A 15410-nucleotide genomic window follows, 5' to 3' on the forward strand; every position below is an offset into this window, starting at 1 on the left:
ACTCCATCGCCATGAACGCCGTCGGAGCGGCCGGGAAGAACCCGGTCGACTCCACGGCCTTCTACGACGCCAAGGGCGAGCATCACCCGGAAGGGAGCACGATGCTCGGCTTCTGGCTCTACCTGATGAGCGACTGCCTCATCTTCGCGGCCCTGTTCGCCACCTACGCGGTGGTGGGGCGCAACTACGCGGCCGGGCCGTCGCCTAAGGACCTGTTCGACCTGCCGCTGGTGGCGTTGAACACCTCGATGCTGCTCTTCTCCTCCATCACCTACGGCTTCGCGATGCTGGAGATGGAGCGGGGCTACCTCGCCCGCTGCCAGCTCTGGCTCGCCGTCACCGGCCTGTTCGGCATCGCCTTCGTGGGCCTGGAACTCTACGAGTTCCAGCACCTCATCCACGAGGGGGCGACGCCCCAGCGCAGTGCCTTCCTCTCCGCCTTCTTCACTCTGGTCGGCACCCACGGCCTGCACGTCACCCTCGGCATCGTCTGGCTGGTGACCCTGATGGTGCAGGTGCACCGGCGCGGGCTGGTGCCCGAGAACAAGCGCCGGCTCCTCTGCCTCAGCATGTTCTGGCACTTCCTCGACGTGATCTGGATCGGCGTCTTCACCTTCGTGTACCTGATGGGAGTCCTGCAATGAGCGCCGCGTCGAACGCAGGGCCCGCGTCCGGACACGATGCGCACGCGCACGACGCGGCGCATGGCGACCACGGCGAGTCCCACGGCTCGTTCAAGGGCTACATGACGGGCTTCGTCCTGTCGGTGATCCTGACGGCGATCCCGTTCATCCTGGTGATGGGCGACGTCCTGGGCAACGACCGCCTGACCGGCCTCGTGATCATGGGCTTCGCGGTGGTGCAGATCGTGGTCCACATGATCTACTTCCTGCACATGAACACGAAGTCGGAGGGTGGCTGGACCATCCTGGCCCTGATCTTCACCCTGACCCTGGTGATCATCACCCTGACGGGCTCGCTCTGGGTCATGTACCACCTCAACACCAACATGATGCCGATGCACATGCACACGCGCTGATGCGCGCGGGCGGAACGGCCCGGCGCCCCTCGGGCGCCGGACTCGTCATCCTGGGCATCGTCGGGCTGGCCCTGGTGGCCGGCCTCACCGCCCTCGGAACGTGGCAGGTGCAGCGCCGGGCCTGGAAGCACGCGCTGATCGCGCAGGTGGAGGCCCGCATCCACGCCGATCCGGCCGAGGCACCGGGACCGGCCGAATGGGCCGGCCTGACCCCGGGGGCCGATGCCTACCGGCGGGTCCGGGCCACGGGGCGCCTGCGCCACGATCGCGAGACCCTGGTCCAGGCCGTGACCGACCTCGGCGGCGGCTTCTGGGTGATGACGCCCCTGGAACGCGCGGACGGCACCGCCCTGCTGATCAATCGCGGCTTCGTGCCGGCGGACCGGCGCGATCCGACGAGCCGCCCGGAGCCCGGCGGCACGGGGCCGACCACGGTCACGGGCCTCCTGCGCCTGAGCGAACCCGGCGGCGGCTTCCTGCGCAAGAACGATCCGGCCGGCGGGCGCTGGTACTCGCGCGACGTCGCCGCCATCGCCGAGGCGCGCGGCCTCACCCGCGCGGCCCCCTACTTCATCGATGCCGACGCGACGCCCAATCCCGGCGGCTGGCCGGTGGGCGGCCTGACCATCGTGGCGTTTCCCGACAACCACCTCGTCTACGCGATCACCTGGTACGTCCTCGCCCTGATGGTCGCGGGCGCGCTCGTCTACACGCTGGCGGACGCGCGCCGGGCGAGGCGGCGCGCGGCACGGTAGTCGCGCGCGGGAACGCGGCTCAGTTCGGCCAGCAGCGATGGGCGTAGGGAGCGTAGCCGCCATAGACCTGGATGATCCGCGCGTCCTCCGGACCGTGGGCGAGGGCGTCGGCCATCGGCAGCGCGGAGGCGACGGACCGACCATAGGAACGGCGGCCGTGACCACGACGCGAGAGCGGTCATCGTCACAAAACGTCGCAGGGCCCCGAATCTCCGCCCGAAGGCCCGGCGCGATCCCCGGCGAAGAGCCTCAGGCGGCGAGCCAGGCACTCGCCCGCGCCACGTCTGCCTGCGACAGGCCGTGGCCCGTGGGCAGGGTCTCGTGGCTGACCCGGGCGCCGCCGTCACGCAGACGCTGCGCCAGGGCGGCGGCGTTGGCGGCCGGCACGATCGGGTCGGCGGCACCCGACAGCATGAGGACCTTCCGGCCCGCGAGATCGACGGGCGCGGACTCGGTCAAGGGCAGCATCGGCCGCAGCAGCACGGCGCCGGCGAGGACGTCCGGGTGCAGCAGCAGCAGGGCCGCGGCGATGTTGGCGCCGTTCGAGAACCCGACCGCCACCGGTGCGACGAGGCCGTAAGCCGCCCGTGCCCGCGCGACGAAGTCGGCGAGGTCGGCCGCGCGCCGCCGAATGTCGGCCTCGTCGAACACGCCCTCGGCGAGGCGGCGGAAGAAGCGCGGCATGCCGTTCTCCAGCACGGGGCCGCGCGGGGCGAGGAGGGCAGTGCCGGGCGCCAGCGTCCGCCCGAGGGAGAGGAGATCGTTCTCGTCGCCGCCGGTACCGTGGAGCAGCAGCAGGGGCGGCGCCGCGGCCGCGGTGGCTGGCACGAAGCGATGGATGAAGCCGAGGGCGGTGTCGGTCATGGCTGTGTCGGTCACGGCGGTCTCGTGAAGGCGAAGGCGGGGCCCATGCCGTTCGGCGTGGGCCCCAGATTTTTCGGACGGCGTCAGGATTATGCGACCTGGGGCAGGCGCGCCTCGATCTGCGCCCGGTGCGGTTCGAGGAAGGCCGGCAGCTTCAACGCGCGGCCGAGGGCATCTACCGGCTCGTCCACGCCGAAGCCCGGGACATCGGTGGCGATCTCGAACAGCACGCCGCCGGGCTCACGGAAGTAGACCGAGCGGAAGTACTGGCGGTCGCGCTGCTCGGTGACGCCGAGCCCGTGCGTGCCCGTGAGCTTGGCCACCATCGCACTCTGCGCGGCATCGTCCGCCGCCCGGAAGGCGATGTGATGGACCGAGCCGGCCCCCTGCCGGCCGGGCAGGAATTCGCCGACGGCCCGCAGGGTGACGAAGCCACCGGCCTCGGCACCGCTGGCATAGCGGGTCGCGACGCCCTCGCGCCCGGCCTCGGCGAAGCCGAACACGTCCGTGAGGATCGCGGCCGTTGGGCCGGCCTCGCGCACCAGCAGGGTGACGCCGTGGAAACCCCGGATCGCATGCTCGGCCGGAATCGCGCCCCCCGTCCAGGCGAGATCGTCCCCGGGAGCCTCGACCCCGATGAGCGCGAGCATCAAGCCGTCCGGGTCCCGGAAGCGCAGAATCGGCTCACCGAAGGCGCGCGCCGGGGCCTCGTGGGTGATGCCCTTCTCGACGAATCGATGCGTCCACCAGCCGATGGACGAACGCGGCACGCGGAAGGCCGTCTCCTGCGTCTCGCCGATTCCGACCCGGCCGGGGGCCGCGTGCGTGATCGGGAAGAACGTCAGGATCGTGCCGGGACGCCCGGTCTCGTCACCGTAATAGAGGTGATAGGTGCCCGGATCGTCGAAGTTCACGGTCTTCTTCACGAGCCGAAGCCCGAGGGTATCCGTATAGAAGTCGAGGTTGCGGGCGGCGGCACCGGAAAAGGCGGTGACGTGATGGATGCCGTTCTGGGACATGGGACGCTCTCCTGGCCGGCGGCTCCGCGTCGTCTCGACCGTGCCGCGATGTCAGGAAGATGCGATCTCCGGCGTCCCGCGAAAATGGAAACGATGGAAACACATCGTTTCGAAAAACGCGCCTAGGGAATGCGTGCGACCCCTCGGCCTGCCTCACGAGTGCACCGCCGGACGATCGAGGACGCAGCGGCGCGTCACGCCCCGGTGATGTCGAGCCTCAGCCCGCGCCCACGCATCACCTTTCCGATCCGTTCGCGCATCCGGGGACAGAGCCGGTCGACCCGCATGTGCAGGGTGTCGCCCGCGGGCGTTCCGGTGACCCACAGCCGATAGTGCAGACCCTCGTCGCGCAGCTGCTCGAGCAGGCGCTCCGAGGCGATGCGGTTGGCCTCATTGTTCATCGCGACGAGGCTGACATCCATGTTCGTTCCTCTCAGGGTTGTCTCCGGTGCTCAGACAGGGCAACGCGCGACCGGGGTCTTTCATCCTCCGACACGATGGCCAAATCCGAGGTCGGATTGCGCACGGCTCGTATGCGGCTCTGGAATGCGAGTCCCGGACCACGGGGGCCCGAGATCCGCCCCGCACGCGCGCTTGCCGACGCCGCGTCCTCCTCCGCAGCGCGGGGCGGATACCGGTCCACCCCGTCGCGCACGAGTGATCGGCGACCGCACCGATACCAGGCAAGTCCTACCCGAATACAGGCGGACGCGCGGTCGTCCGACGACCCGGGCCGCCACGCCGCCGCCGAGACCCCTGCCGATTTTTGGCGGCGAGCCTGCCGAGGGGGTTGCGTCGCCGGGGGCCAAAAGCTAAGACCCGCCTGCCTTTAGGGGCGTCGGAGCGTAGCGCAGCCCGGTTAGCGCACTAGTCTGGGGGACTAGGGGTCGGAGGTTCGAATCCTCTCGCTCCGACCATTCGAAGCCTGCCCCATCGGGGCTTCGATCATCGCCGCCCTGGAGGCGCGCGGAACATCGTTTTATCAGATTTTTCGAGGATGCCGCCGATCTCGTTCGGAGTGGCTCGGCGCGATCACTCTGCGGTCCGTCAGACGACCGCGCGTGCGGTCTGGATCTCGGCCCAGCATAAGTCGGACAGGGCTGCTCGCGCTTCACCGTGGCATGGCGCGGCCCGACGCCTGCGTGATAGACAGCCTCCCGGACTCCCGAGATGTCCGATCACCGGAGATTCGATGTGGCGGATCGATCCTCCGGAAAGGCCGATGCCGTGGAAGGCCAGACGGAAAGCCAGCATGGAGCGGCGGGCGCGGTTTTGCCCTATGCAGTCTCGTTCAACCGTCACACCGCGACCGTCTCGTCTTCAACGGGCAAGGAACCCCTGAGCCGATGAACATGTTCGTGCTCGCGCTGATGGTAGGGATCACCGTCGTTTCGGTGGGCCTTTTCACCTATGCGCTGGTGCAGGGCAACGTTCTGATGCTGACGGCGCTGATCGCCATCATCATGGTCGCTTTCTATCCATGGCACCATAGAAAGTAGCGTGCAGCGGAATTCAATACTGGCGGAAATAGCCGGCGATTCCAATATTATCTCAGGAAGACGGCGCGATCACGTTCCGCTGGACGGAAATTCGACGACCGTCTACATCCGCGAATTCTATGCTGCGGCATCAACCCGACGCCCTTTGACGGTGCAACGAGCTGCCCCACGATGTTGAACCTGCAGTTTCTGAGGTACCCGTTTCTGTTCGGCGTGCCCGTCATGAAGGACTTGGCCGGGCTGCGCGGCCTGTTCACGCGGCCCTACCAGAACTGGCAGCCCGGCACGCCGGTCATGGGACATGTGCTCAGTCGCGATCCGATCATCTTCTGCTGTCAGCCGCAGCCTTGGCCATTCGGCGCAGCCCATTACTTCGCGCGCCGGTTCGCCGACAAACCCCTGGTGTTCCTGGTTCCGATCACCATGAGTCTCGAGCGCCGGATCTTTGCCCTGTCCCTCGCCGTGCAGCATCGCCGATTTCAAAAGCAGTATCCGCATGCGCGCATGATCATGATGGCGAATACCCGGGACGAGGAACAGATTCTCCGTCGTCTCGGGGTCGCGGTGCAATTCGCGCCACAGAACATGTTCGTCAACGAGACCATGTATCACCCGCTGCCGGGTCACGAACGAAGGTTCGATGCGATCTACAACGCGCAGCTCGCGCCCTTCAAACGGCATGATCTGGCCCGGCTCGTGCCAAGCTGCGCCTACGTGACGAAGATGTTCAGCCACTGGCCCGCACAGCTCAAGCATCAGCAACTCCAGAACTTCGTCCGTACGATGCCGCGCGGACACGCCATTCTGAACGACGTCGTCGATGATGGCATCGTTCTGATGAGCCACGTCGCGGTCAACGAGGCCATGGCCTCGGCGCATGTGGGCCTCTGCCTCTCGAAGCTCGAAGGCGCGATGTATGCGAGCATCGAGTATCTCCTGGCCGGCCTGCCGGTCGTCTCCACCCGCAGCCGCGGGGGACGCGATACGTTCTTCCATCCCGAGACGACGCTGATCGTGGACGACGATCCCCGCGCCGTGCGGGACGGGGTGGCGGCCATGAAGAGCCGCAACATTCCACCGGACTACGTCAGGGCCACCACGATGAAGCTGGTGGCCGAGGAACGTACGCGCTTCAACGCGTTCATCTCCGGGTTGCGAGACGGTCGAGGCGTCGATGTCGAGACCGGATGGTCGTTCGACTATTACCACAAGCTCGCGCGATCGTCCGTCCTGTCCGATTTCGAGGCGCAGCTCTCGGCCGGCGCCTGACGGCACGGAGCCCGGAGACGGCATTCCGGCCCGATCCGTTCGCGACCGACCCGGGCGCGCGTCGAGACAACGCCCGCATCGAGTTCGGCGAGCCGCTGACGGCGGCGAGGGTTCCGGCATCGGGAATCGATACGTGCGCCCTCGCACAAGCTTGCGTGGGCGGGCCGCCCTGCCGTCTGGCCTCGATTCGCGACGTCCCCAAATGACAGCGTTGACGGGCCGGCCCAAGTGCCCTGCGCCGTCCGTTTGTCCTTGAAACAACGCGAGTCTCCCGCATGCCCAGCCTGTCCGACCCGATCCGCATCGGCGCGATCGACGCCAAGAACCGCGTCTTCATGGCGCCGCTCACCCGGGGCCGCGCCACCGCCCAGCACGTGCCGACCCCGATCATGGTGGAGTATTACCGCCAGCGTGCCGGCGCCGGCCTCATCCTGACGGAGGCCACCGGCATTTCGCAGGAGGGCCTGGGATGGCCCTTCGCGCCTGGCATCTGGTCGGACGAGCAGGTCGAGGCCTGGAAGCCGATCGTCCAGGCCGTGCACGAGGCAGGCGGCAAGATCGTCTGCCAGCTCTGGCACATGGGCCGCATCGTCCACCCCGACTTCCTCGGCGGCGAGAAGCCGGTCTCGGCCTCGGCCACCACGGCGCCGGACGCCGCCCACACCTACGCGGGCAAGAAGCCCTACGCGGAAGCCCGGGCACTCTCCGTCGACGAGATCCCACGCCTGCTGGCCGATTATGATCGCGCCGCCCGCAACGCCATCGCGGCCGGGTTCGACGGCGTGCAGATTCACGCGGCGAACGGCTACCTCATCGACCAGTTCCTGCGCGACGGCTCGAATTTCCGGACCGACGCCTATGGCGGCTCCATCGAGAACCGCATCCGCCTGCTCGCGGAGGTGACCCGGACGGTCGCCGACGCCGTCGGCCGGGACCGCACGGGCGTGCGCCTGTCGCCGAACGGGGCCATCCAGGGCGTCGACGATTCGAACCCCGACGCCCTGTTCGGTGCCGCGGCGGCCGCCCTCTCGAAGATCGGCATCGCCTTCCTCGAGCTGCGCGAACCGGGCCCGAACGGCACCTTCGGCACCGCCAACCATCCGCCGGTCGCTCCGACGATGAAGGCCGCGTTCGACGGTCCCCTGATCCTCAACTCGGATTACGACGGTCCCCGGGCTCAGGCGGCCTTGGACGCGGGTCAGGCCGACGCCATCGCGTTCGGACGCCCGTTCATCGCCAACCCGGACCTGCCCGAGCGCCTCGCCAAGCACGCCCCCCTGAACAAGGACGAGGCGAAGACTTGGTACAGCCAGGGCCCCGAGGGCTACGTCGATTATCCCACCCTCGACACGGCCAAGGCGGCCTGAGGACGGCCTGAAGACCGGCCGCCCTCCGGTGCACCGGCATCGGAGGGCGGCCCCATGCACACGGATGCGGCGGCGGTATTCATCATAGGTCACGATTGCGCGTTCGAGCGCTACCCCAGGCGCCGGAGAGCACCTATGTGTAACGACCGACGAGGATGACGACGTTTGCCTTCGACCTTCACCTGCTCAGTCTCGACTACTGGATGGACCGAGGCGGAGCGGTTGGCGGAGCTCGGCAGCCTCGACCTTGAGTCGGACGGGAACGAGACCCGCTACGACGACCTGACGCGCATTGCCGCCCTGGTCTGCGGGGCTCCGATCGCCCTGGTGAGTCTGGTCGAGCGAGACCGTCAATGGTTCCGGGCCCGCGTCGGGTTCGAATTGCCCGAGACCCCTCGCCGGATGTCGATCTGCGCGCACGCGATCGAGGCCGGAGAGCTCCTCGTCATCCCGGACCTGATCCAAGATCCGCGCACGCGCGACAACCCTCTCGTGACCGGCGATCGGCGCCTGCGCTTCTACGCCGGGGCCATCGTCCGCGCCCCCTCCGGGATGCCCCTCGGGACCCTCTGTGTCCTCGACCGGGACGCGCGCCCCGACGGGCTGACCGCCGTTCAGACCGAGACCCTGGAGGCGCTCGCCCGTCAGGTCTCGACGCTGATCGAGTTGACCCGGACCCGAGGCGAGGTCGATGCGCGCGAGGCGGATCTGGCGGCGAGCGAGCGGCGCTTCCGCGTGATGACAGCGGCCATGCCCCAGATGGTCTGGACCACGCTGCCGGACGGCTACCACGATTTCTACAACGACCGCTGGTACGCGTTCACCGGGGTCCCGTACGGCTCGACGGACGGCGAGGGCTGGAACGGCATGTTCCATCCCGAGGATCAGGAGCGGGCCTGGACGCGCTGGCGGCACAGCCTCGCCACCGGCGAGCCCTACGAGGTGGAGTACCGCCTGCGCCACCATTCCGGCACCTATCGCTGGACGCTGGGCCGCGCGATGCCGCTCTACGATGCGGACGGGCGGATCGAGCGCTGGTTCGGCACCTGCACGGATATCGAGGATTTGAAGCGCGCCGAGGGCGAGGCGCGCAAGCTTGCCGCCATCGTCGAGCAATCCCAGGACTTCATCGGCATGGCCGACCGGGCAGGCTTCGTCCAGCACATCAACGAGGCCGGGCGCCGCCTCGTCGGGCTACCCGACATCGCGGCGGTCGCCGGCACCCACGTCACCGATTACTTCATGCCCGAGAGCCAGGCGGTGGTCACCGGCACGGTGCTGCCGGCGGTGGAGCGGCAGGGCTGGTGGGAGGGGGAACTCGCCTTCCGCCACTTCGCGACGGGTGAGGGGATCGCGGTCCTTTACAACATCTTCCCGGTGCGCGACGCGGATGGCGCCTTCGTGGGCTACGCCACGGTGACCCGCGACCTGCGCGAGCGCAAACGCGCGGAGGAGGCACGCGATCTCCTGATCAAGGAGCTGTCCCACCGCATCAAGAACATCTTCGCGGTGGTGGGCGGCATCGCCGGGCTTTCGGCACGCACCGACCCGGCGGCCCGCCCCTTCGTCACCGCCTTCCGCGAGCGCCTCGGGGCCCTGGCGCAGGCCCACGAATACGTGCGGCCGCATTCGCCCGCGAGCGCGCCGGCGGTGAAGGGCCAGACGCTGTTCGGCCTGATGCGGCTGATCATGGCCGCCTACACCCAGGATGGCCGCGAGCGCATCGTGATCGATGGTGACGACGTCGCCGTGGGCGAGCGCACCGCGACGGCCCTCGCCCTGATCATGCATGAACAAGCCACCAACGCGATGAAGTATGGCGGCCTCTCCACGGAGGCCGGCAGCGTGCTGCTGACCGGTCGCCGGGAAGGGTCGACCTACACCCTGACCTGGGCCGAGCGCGGCGGCCCGACCGTCACCGGACCGCCGACCCGGCAGGGCTTCGGCACGGTGCTGGCCCAGCGCAGCGTGGCCGGCCAGCTCGACGGCGCCCTGGAGCAGGACTGGGCGCCGGACGGCTTGGTGATGCGCCTCGTCGTGCCCGTGGACAACCTCGGCTCTTGATCCACCCCCGGTATCGGCTCGTCGCCTTCGACTTCGACGGCACCCTGGCCGACAGTTTTCCCTGGTTCACTTCCGTCATCAACGACGTGGCGGACCGCTACCGCTTCCGCCGCATCGCCGCGCACGAGACGCACGCCCTGCGCGGGATGGATGCCCGCGGGATCGTCCGCCACCTCGGCATCCCGGCCTGGAAGCTGCCCTTCATCACCCGGCACATGCACCGGCTGGCGACGCGGGATATCGCCGGGATCCCGCCCTTTCCCGGCATCCCCGCGATGCTGGCGGATCTCGACGCCGCTGGCCTGCGGCTCGCGATCCTGAGTTCGAACCGCGAAGCCAACATCCGCCAAGCCCTCGGTCCGGTGTCGGCCGGACGCTTCGACACCTATGCCTGCGGGGCTTCGCTGTTCGCCAAGGGCAAGCGCCTGCGCGCTTTGATCCGGGGGGCCGGACTCGCGCCGTCCGAGGTGCTCTATGTCGGAGACGAACTCCGTGACCACGCGGCGGCGACAGAGGCGGGCTGCGATTTCGCTGCCGTGGCCTGGGGTTACACGCGCGCGGACGCCCTGGCGGCAGGCCGACCCGCTTGGCTGTTCCGGGCACCCGGGGAGATCGCGAAGACCCTGGCGCCCCGTGGCGATGGTGCCACAGCCCGCGAGGAACCGCGCGCGGACACCCCGTGACGTCTTGCCGGATCGGCCCCGCCGGCGGCACGTTGACCTCCGACGTCGGCCGAGCCGGGTTCGAGGGGTCCCTGCCATGGACAAGTTGCTTTCGTCGAGCGCCGCCAGCGCCGTAGGCTTACCGGACCGTGGCGTGGCCGCACGCCGGTCGCTGCGCGTCGTGCGGTCCCATCCGCTGGTGGCGAGCCTCGCGGGCGGTCTCCAGGCGACCTACGCGGCCCAGCCCGAGGAGGCGGTGACGGAGCACTTCGCGAGCCTGCTCGCCCGCCTGGACCGCAGCAGCGCCGGGGCCCGCTAGGCCCTCAGGAACGCAGGCGCTCGCGGCGGCTCCGGGCCACCGCCCGGCGCAGGACCCGCGAGAGCTGCTCCACCGAATAGGGCTTGTGCAGCAATTCGAAGCCGTGGCTGCCCTCCTCGGCCAACACATGGCTGTAGCCGGAGGCCAGAACCACCGGCAGGTCGGGGCGGCGCTTGGCGATCTCCTTGGCGAGCTCGATCCCGTTCATGCCCGGCATGACCACGTCCGAGAACACCACCTCGAACCGGTAGGGAATCTTCTCGATCTGGAGCAGGGCATCGGCCGCATTGGTGGCCCAGACCGTGTGGTAGCCGAGCTCCGCCAGGGTTTGGGTGGCGAAGCCGCCGACCTCCGGGTTGTCCTCCACCACCAGCACGCAGGTGCCGTGCCCGTCCGTGAGCGGCTCGGCCTCCTCCGGCGCCGCCTCGGCCGGAACCGCGTCCGCGATGCGCGGCAGGTAGAGAGTAAAAGTGGCGCCCCGGCCCGGCACGCTCTCCGCAAGGACCTCCCCGCCCGATTGCTTGGCGAACCCGAAAACCTGGCTGAGGCCGAGGCCCGTGCCCTGGCCGACGCCCTTGGTGGTGTAGAACGGCTCGAAGATCCGGTGCAGCGCATCCGGCGCGATGCCGCCGCCCGTATCGGTGAGCGACACCGCCACGAAGGCGCCCATGCCGATGCCGAGGGGCGGAATGCCCTCTACCGTCCGGACACGGATCGTCAGCCGCCCGTGGCCATCCATGGCGTCGCGCGCGTTCACCGCCATGTTGACGAGGGCCGTGTCGAACTGGCTCGGGTCGGCGTGGACGTAGGCGGGGGCGTCGGGAACCTCCAGCACGATCTCAATGCGGGCGCCCGTGAGAGTCCCCACCATCTCGCTGATCGCCGTGACGCTGGTGATGGCGTTGAAGGTCTCGGGCTTGAGGGCCTGGCGGCGGGCAAAGGCGAGAAGTTGGCCCGTGAGCTTGGCTGCGCGTGCCACGGTGTCGGCGATCGCGTCGACGTAGCGCGCGCGCCGTTCCTCGGGCAGGCCCGGCCGCTTCAGGAGATCGGTTGAGGACTTGATCACGGTGAGCAAGTTGTTGAAGTCGTGCGCGACGCCGCCGGTGAGCTGGCCCACGGCCTCCATCTTCTGCGCCTGCCGCAGCGCCTCCTGAGCCTGGTCGAGGGCGGCCTCCCGCGCCTTGTCCTCGGTGATGTCGCGCCCGCTGCAATAGGCGCGCCCGCCCTCCGGCACGGCCGTCCAGGAGATCCAGCGATAACGGCCGTCGCGGGTGCGGTAGCGGTTCTCGAAACGGAACACCGGCATGTTCGCGCGCAGCGCGTCGATGGCCTGACGGCTCCGGCCCGCATCGTCGGGATGGATCAGTTCGAGCACGGAACGGCCCGCGATCTCCGATTCCGTCCAGCCGAGAACGATCTCCCAGGCCGGGTTCAGGCGCTCGAAGTAGCCGTCCGGGTGGAACACGCCGAGGAGGTCGGGGCTGACCTGCCAGGTCAGACCGCGCTCGTGCGAGCGCAGGATGACCTGGCGTTCGAGGTCGGCGTTGAGGAAGCGCAGCTCCGCCTCGTTCCGGCGCAGCGCGATCTCGGCCAGCGCCCGGTCGGTGACGTCGACCCCCTCCACGAAGATGCCCGTGACGGTGCCGTCGTCGCCGAAGATCGGCTGGTAGACGAAGTCGAGATAGCGCTGGCTCTCCGGGCGGCCAGCCTCCACCTGAAGAGTGAGCGGCGAGGCCGTGGCTGTGAAGGCCTCGCCGCTGCGATAGACGGTGTCGAGGAGGTCGAGATATCCTTGCGCGACTGCGTCCGGCAGGGCCTCGGCCACCGTCCGGCCGATCACCGGCCGGTCGCCGACGAGGCGCATGTAGGCCGGGTTGGCGAGTTCGAAGCGATGCTGCGGCCCGCGCAGGACCGCCATGAAGCTCGGGGCCTGGGCGAAGAGCTGCTCCAGGCGGCGGCGCTCGGCACTGGCCTCGCGCTCGGCCTGGAGCCGCCCCGTGGTCTCGGCGCAGGCGCAGAACATGCCGGCGACCCGGCCGCCATCGTCGCGGACCGGCGTGTAGCCGAAGGAGAAGTACGTCTCCTCCGGGTAGCCGTTGCGGTGCATGATGAAGGCGATGCCGTCCATATGCGTCGCCTCGCCCGCATAGGCCCGGGCCAGGATCGGCTCCACCTGGTCCCAGATGTCGTGCCAGAGGTGGCGGAAGGAACCGCCGAGGGCGGCGGGGTGGCGCGCCCCGCACATGGCGGCATAACCGTCGTTGTAGAGGGTGACGTAGTCGGGCCCCCAGACGATCAGCATCGGCTGCTGCGAGCCGAGCATGACGCCGACCAGGGTCTTCAGGGCCTGGGGCCAGTCCGCCGGCTGGCCGAGGGGCGAGGCGGACCAGTCGAAGGCGCGCAGGAGCGCTCCGGTCTCACCGCCCTCGATCAGGAATCCATCGCGCGACGGCATCGACGAGCATCCTGCACAGACTTGAGCGACGGGGCTCGCGCCGCGTCGCGCAGCGGCATCCCCGGCCCGCCGCGCGCTTCATGAAAGGGGGCCCTGTGCGCCGGGCGACCCGGACGGGTCCGCCGGCTTACAGGCCGCGATTGGCGCCCGGAACGATGCTGGTGCCGGACCCGCTGCCGAACGGCTCGTACTTGGTCAGGCCGCGGAAGAGCTGGCTGAGGAAGGCGCGGTCGGCGCCGCTGGTCGGGGTGGTGCGCTCGATGAAGTCGAACACCTTGCCGTCCTGGAGGCCGTAGAGCGCGACCCGCTCGACCTTGAAGGCGGAGGTGAAGTAGACGGCGGTGACCTTCTGGTCCTCGACCTGCTCGCCGAGGAACAGGACCGTGCGGCGCGTGTTCTGGCTGATGTAGTACCAGGACTTGTTGCCGACCGTGGAGACGGTGGAGGGCGTGCCCAAGATCTGCAGCACCTGCTCGGCGCTCATGCCGGGCTTCACCGTGGCCAGCGCCGCCTGGTCGATCTGGTAGCCGTGGCGGATGTCCTCGCCGATGCAGCCGGACACACCGGCTCCGATCACGCCGAGGACGGCGAGGCGAGCGAGCGACGAGACGAGACGGCGCGACATCGGCCACCCTTGAGCTTGCGAGGAACTGAACGCGTGCATGGCCCCGATCCCCACCCCGGCACCGAGGCCTTCGAAGAATCCCGATGGAGGTTGCACCTTGACCGTTCGCTGCCGTAACGCGGGGTTATGGTTTTGACAAGGCAAGCCCGGCCACAGCCGCCGACCGACATCCCTCCCTCCACCGCGACGCGGGGAGGCGGCGCGTGATCGGCGATCTCGTGGCACGCCTGCGCGCCTGGGGCCGACTCGGCCCCCGCGAACGGCTGATCGAGACGCTGCACCTGCGCGTCAACTCGGCCGCGCGCCGGCCCGGCCTCTATACCGGGCTCGGGGTGCCCGACACGCTGGAGGGGCGCTTCGAATGCCTGATCCTGCACGTCATCCTGGTGCTGCGGCGCCTGAACGGTCTGCCGGAGCCGGCGGCGGACGTGGCGCAGGACCTCGTGAATTCGGTGTTCCTGCAGCTCGATTCGTCCTTGCGCGAATCCGGCATCGGCGATTTCGGCGTGCCCAAACGCATGAAGAAGCTTGGGGCCGCGTTCTACGGCCGCGCCGAGGGCTACGACGCGGCCCTCGATGCCGGAGATGCGACGGCGCTCCGGGCGGCGCTCGCCCGCAACGTCCTCGGGCTCGCAGCACCCGAGGCCGCCGCGCATCTGACCGACTACGTCCTGGCGGCCGCCGATGCGCTGGCGCGGGCCGACCTCGACGACCTCATCGGGGAAGGCCCGCGCTTTCCGGACCCCGAAGCCTTCCTCCCCGAATCCAAAGCCTTCTTCGCACCGCTCGACGAGCCCGGCGCAACACCGACACGGACGACACCATGACCCGCCTGGATGAGACCGGTCCCCTCTCGCGGATCGTCAGCGTCGACCGGCTCCGGCGCAGCGACGGACACCTGACCGTGACCGCGAGCCCCGAGGAATGCGCAGCACTCGCGCGAGACTTCGCGATTCCGGCCATCCGCGATCTCGTGGGCACCTACGAGACCAGCGGCCCGCCCTCGGCCTTCCGGGTACGCGGCACCGTGACGGCGACGGTGACGCAGGTCTGCACGGTGAGCCTCGACCCCTTCGACGGGCCGGTCTCCGAGCCCGTGGACCTGCTGTTCACGGATACCGACCGGCTCCAGGGCACAGATGCGGAGGATGCCGACGTCCCCGATCCGATCATCGGCGGCAAGATCGACTTCGGCTCCATCACGGCCGAATTCCTGGCGCTGGGCCTCGATCCCTATCCGCGCAAACCGGGGGTCACCTTCGCGCCGCACGTGGAGGACACAGACGAGCCGCCGCTCGCCGCCCTCGGCGCCCTGAAGCCGGCCAACGACTGACGCCGTCGGGACCGGGCCGGCGCAGGCTTTCGCGGACGGGCTCAGATTTCGTTTGCCCGACCGGCCTCAATCGTTATTTTCCGCCGCGCCGGGCACGGGGCCGGCGGTTCCTCGCGCCCCCGCCCATCTTCGGCCCTTTC

The 15410-nt window shown here is 69.2% G+C and carries 16 protein-coding genes and 1 tRNA gene; 12 read left to right on the top strand and 5 right to left on the bottom strand.

The genetic code is table 11. From position 1 onward, the window contains the following. Positions 1–11 precede the first annotated feature (11 nt). The 3 genes from cyoC to MKK58_RS21810 are packed head-to-tail and all read left to right on the top strand — an operon-like array spanning position 12 to position 1794. On the top strand, positions 12–644 hold the full coding sequence (gene cyoC / locus MKK58_RS21800) for a cytochrome o ubiquinol oxidase subunit III (protein WP_243914836.1): 633 nt from the start codon (positions 12–14) through the stop codon (positions 642–644). Next, the gene (gene cyoD, locus MKK58_RS21805; RefSeq protein ID WP_243914730.1) at positions 641–1039 is read left to right on the top strand and encodes a cytochrome o ubiquinol oxidase subunit IV; all 399 of its coding nucleotides are present in this window, start codon (positions 641–643) and stop codon (positions 1037–1039) included. The genes cyoC and cyoD overlap by 4 nt, the downstream gene beginning before the upstream one ends. Next, complete coding sequence (locus MKK58_RS21810; RefSeq protein WP_243914731.1) at positions 1039–1794, top strand: SURF1 family protein; 756 nt, start codon at positions 1039–1041, stop codon at positions 1792–1794. Before cyoD ends, MKK58_RS21810 begins: the two co-directional genes overlap by 1 nt. Positions 1795–2043: 249 nt before the next feature. On the opposite strand, the gene MKK58_RS21815 is transcribed toward MKK58_RS21810, so the two are convergent. The 3 genes from MKK58_RS21815 to MKK58_RS21825 all read right to left on the bottom strand — a co-directional run bounded on the left by MKK58_RS21815 (position 2044) and on the right by MKK58_RS21825 (position 4099). After that, on the bottom strand, positions 2044–2658 hold the full coding sequence (locus MKK58_RS21815; protein WP_243914838.1) for an alpha/beta hydrolase: 615 nt from the start codon (positions 2656–2658) through the stop codon (positions 2044–2046). An 89-nt stretch (positions 2659–2747) separates the two neighbouring features. Then, entirely contained in the window at positions 2748–3677 is a 930-nt protein-coding gene (locus MKK58_RS21820; RefSeq protein WP_243914733.1) for a ring-cleaving dioxygenase, read from the bottom strand. A gap of 194 nt (positions 3678–3871) precedes the next feature. Then, the gene (locus MKK58_RS21825; RefSeq protein WP_243914735.1) at positions 3872–4099 is read right to left on the bottom strand and encodes a hypothetical protein; all 228 of its coding nucleotides are present in this window, start codon (positions 4097–4099) and stop codon (positions 3872–3874) included. Positions 4100–4516: 417 nt separating this feature from the next. On the opposite strand from MKK58_RS21825, the gene MKK58_RS21830 reads away from it, so the two are divergent. The 7 genes from MKK58_RS21830 (at position 4517) to MKK58_RS21860 (ending at position 10857) form a co-directional block, all read left to right on the top strand. After that, positions 4517–4594, top strand: a tRNA-Pro gene (locus MKK58_RS21830). Between the two features lie 429 nt (positions 4595–5023). Then, positions 5024–5176 carry a hypothetical protein gene (locus tag MKK58_RS21835; protein ID WP_243914737.1) on the top strand — a complete coding sequence of 51 codons (153 nt, stop codon included), beginning with the start codon at positions 5024–5026 and terminating at the stop codon, positions 5174–5176. Positions 5177–5347: 171 nt separating this feature from the next. Beyond that, the gene (locus tag MKK58_RS21840) at positions 5348–6445 is read left to right on the top strand and encodes a glycosyltransferase (protein WP_243914739.1); all 1098 of its coding nucleotides are present in this window, start codon (positions 5348–5350) and stop codon (positions 6443–6445) included. Between the two features lie 275 nt (positions 6446–6720). Continuing rightward, entirely contained in the window at positions 6721–7812 is a 1092-nt protein-coding gene (locus MKK58_RS21845) for an alkene reductase (protein ID WP_243914741.1), read from the top strand. A 222-nt stretch (positions 7813–8034) separates the two neighbouring features. Further along, positions 8035–9876, top strand: a complete 1842-nt coding sequence (locus tag MKK58_RS21850) for a PAS domain S-box protein (RefSeq protein ID WP_243914743.1) — start codon at positions 8035–8037, stop codon at positions 9874–9876. After that, a complete protein-coding gene (locus tag MKK58_RS21855) occupies positions 9873–10559 on the top strand; it encodes an HAD hydrolase-like protein (RefSeq protein WP_279578493.1) in 687 nt (228 codons plus the stop codon). Before MKK58_RS21850 ends, MKK58_RS21855 begins: the two co-directional genes overlap by 4 nt. A 133-nt stretch (positions 10560–10692) precedes the next feature. Further along, positions 10693–10857, top strand: coding sequence for a hypothetical protein (locus MKK58_RS21860; protein WP_243914745.1), 165 nt, complete (start codon positions 10693–10695; stop codon positions 10855–10857). Between the two features lie 4 nt (positions 10858–10861). On the opposite strand, the gene MKK58_RS21865 is transcribed toward MKK58_RS21860, so the two are convergent. Together MKK58_RS21865 and MKK58_RS21870 are read right to left on the bottom strand one after the other, a co-directional pair. Beyond that, positions 10862–13312 carry a PAS domain-containing protein gene (locus MKK58_RS21865; protein ID WP_243914747.1) on the bottom strand — a complete coding sequence of 817 codons (2451 nt, stop codon included), beginning with the start codon at positions 13310–13312 and terminating at the stop codon, positions 10862–10864. 127 nt (positions 13313–13439) lie between these two features. After that, complete coding sequence (locus MKK58_RS21870) at positions 13440–13937, bottom strand: outer membrane protein assembly factor BamE (RefSeq protein WP_243914843.1); 498 nt, start codon at positions 13935–13937, stop codon at positions 13440–13442. 203 nt (positions 13938–14140) lie between these two features. On the opposite strand from MKK58_RS21870, the gene MKK58_RS21875 reads away from it, so the two are divergent. Both MKK58_RS21875 and MKK58_RS21880 read left to right on the top strand, forming a co-directional pair. Continuing rightward, positions 14141–14764, top strand: coding sequence for a ubiquinol-cytochrome C chaperone family protein (locus tag MKK58_RS21875; protein WP_243914749.1), 624 nt, complete (start codon positions 14141–14143; stop codon positions 14762–14764). Continuing rightward, positions 14761–15270: a YceD family protein gene (locus MKK58_RS21880; RefSeq protein WP_243914751.1), complete on the top strand. Its 510-nt coding sequence runs from the start codon at positions 14761–14763 to the stop codon at positions 15268–15270. Before MKK58_RS21875 ends, MKK58_RS21880 begins: the two co-directional genes overlap by 4 nt. Positions 15271–15410 lie beyond the last annotated feature (140 nt).

Source organism: Methylobacterium sp. J-078 (assembly GCF_022829285.1).
Lineage (GTDB): Bacteria > Pseudomonadota > Alphaproteobacteria > Rhizobiales > Beijerinckiaceae > Methylobacterium.

What these genes read in the sequence shown, in the direction of transcription:
- MKK58_RS21835 (WP_243914737.1), top strand. Translation starts at nt 5,024, where the DNA reads ATGAACATGTTCGTGCTCGCGCTGATGGTAGGGATCACCGTCGTTTCG.
- cyoD (WP_243914730.1), top strand. Translation starts at nt 641, where the DNA reads ATGAGCGCCGCGTCGAACGCAGGGCCCGCGTCCGGACACGATGCGCAC.
- MKK58_RS21825 (WP_243914735.1), bottom strand. Translation starts at nt 4,099, where the DNA reads ATGGATGTCAGCCTCGTCGCGATGAACAATGAGGCCAACCGCATCGCC.
- MKK58_RS21815 (WP_243914838.1), bottom strand. Translation starts at nt 2,658, where the DNA reads ATGACCGACACCGCCCTCGGCTTCATCCATCGCTTCGTGCCAGCCACC.
- MKK58_RS21840 (WP_243914739.1), top strand. Translation starts at nt 5,348, where the DNA reads ATGTTGAACCTGCAGTTTCTGAGGTACCCGTTTCTGTTCGGCGTGCCC.
- MKK58_RS21820 (WP_243914733.1), bottom strand. Translation starts at nt 3,677, where the DNA reads ATGTCCCAGAACGGCATCCATCACGTCACCGCCTTTTCCGGTGCCGCC.
- MKK58_RS21870 (WP_243914843.1), bottom strand. Translation starts at nt 13,937, where the DNA reads ATGTCGCGCCGTCTCGTCTCGTCGCTCGCTCGCCTCGCCGTCCTCGGC.
- cyoC (WP_243914836.1), top strand. Translation starts at nt 12, where the DNA reads ATGAACGCCGTCGGAGCGGCCGGGAAGAACCCGGTCGACTCCACGGCC.
- MKK58_RS21880 (WP_243914751.1), top strand. Translation starts at nt 14,761, where the DNA reads ATGACCCGCCTGGATGAGACCGGTCCCCTCTCGCGGATCGTCAGCGTC.
- MKK58_RS21845 (WP_243914741.1), top strand. Translation starts at nt 6,721, where the DNA reads ATGCCCAGCCTGTCCGACCCGATCCGCATCGGCGCGATCGACGCCAAG.
- MKK58_RS21810 (WP_243914731.1), top strand. Translation starts at nt 1,039, where the DNA reads ATGCGCGCGGGCGGAACGGCCCGGCGCCCCTCGGGCGCCGGACTCGTC.
- MKK58_RS21865 (WP_243914747.1), bottom strand. Translation starts at nt 13,312, where the DNA reads ATGCCGTCGCGCGATGGATTCCTGATCGAGGGCGGTGAGACCGGAGCG.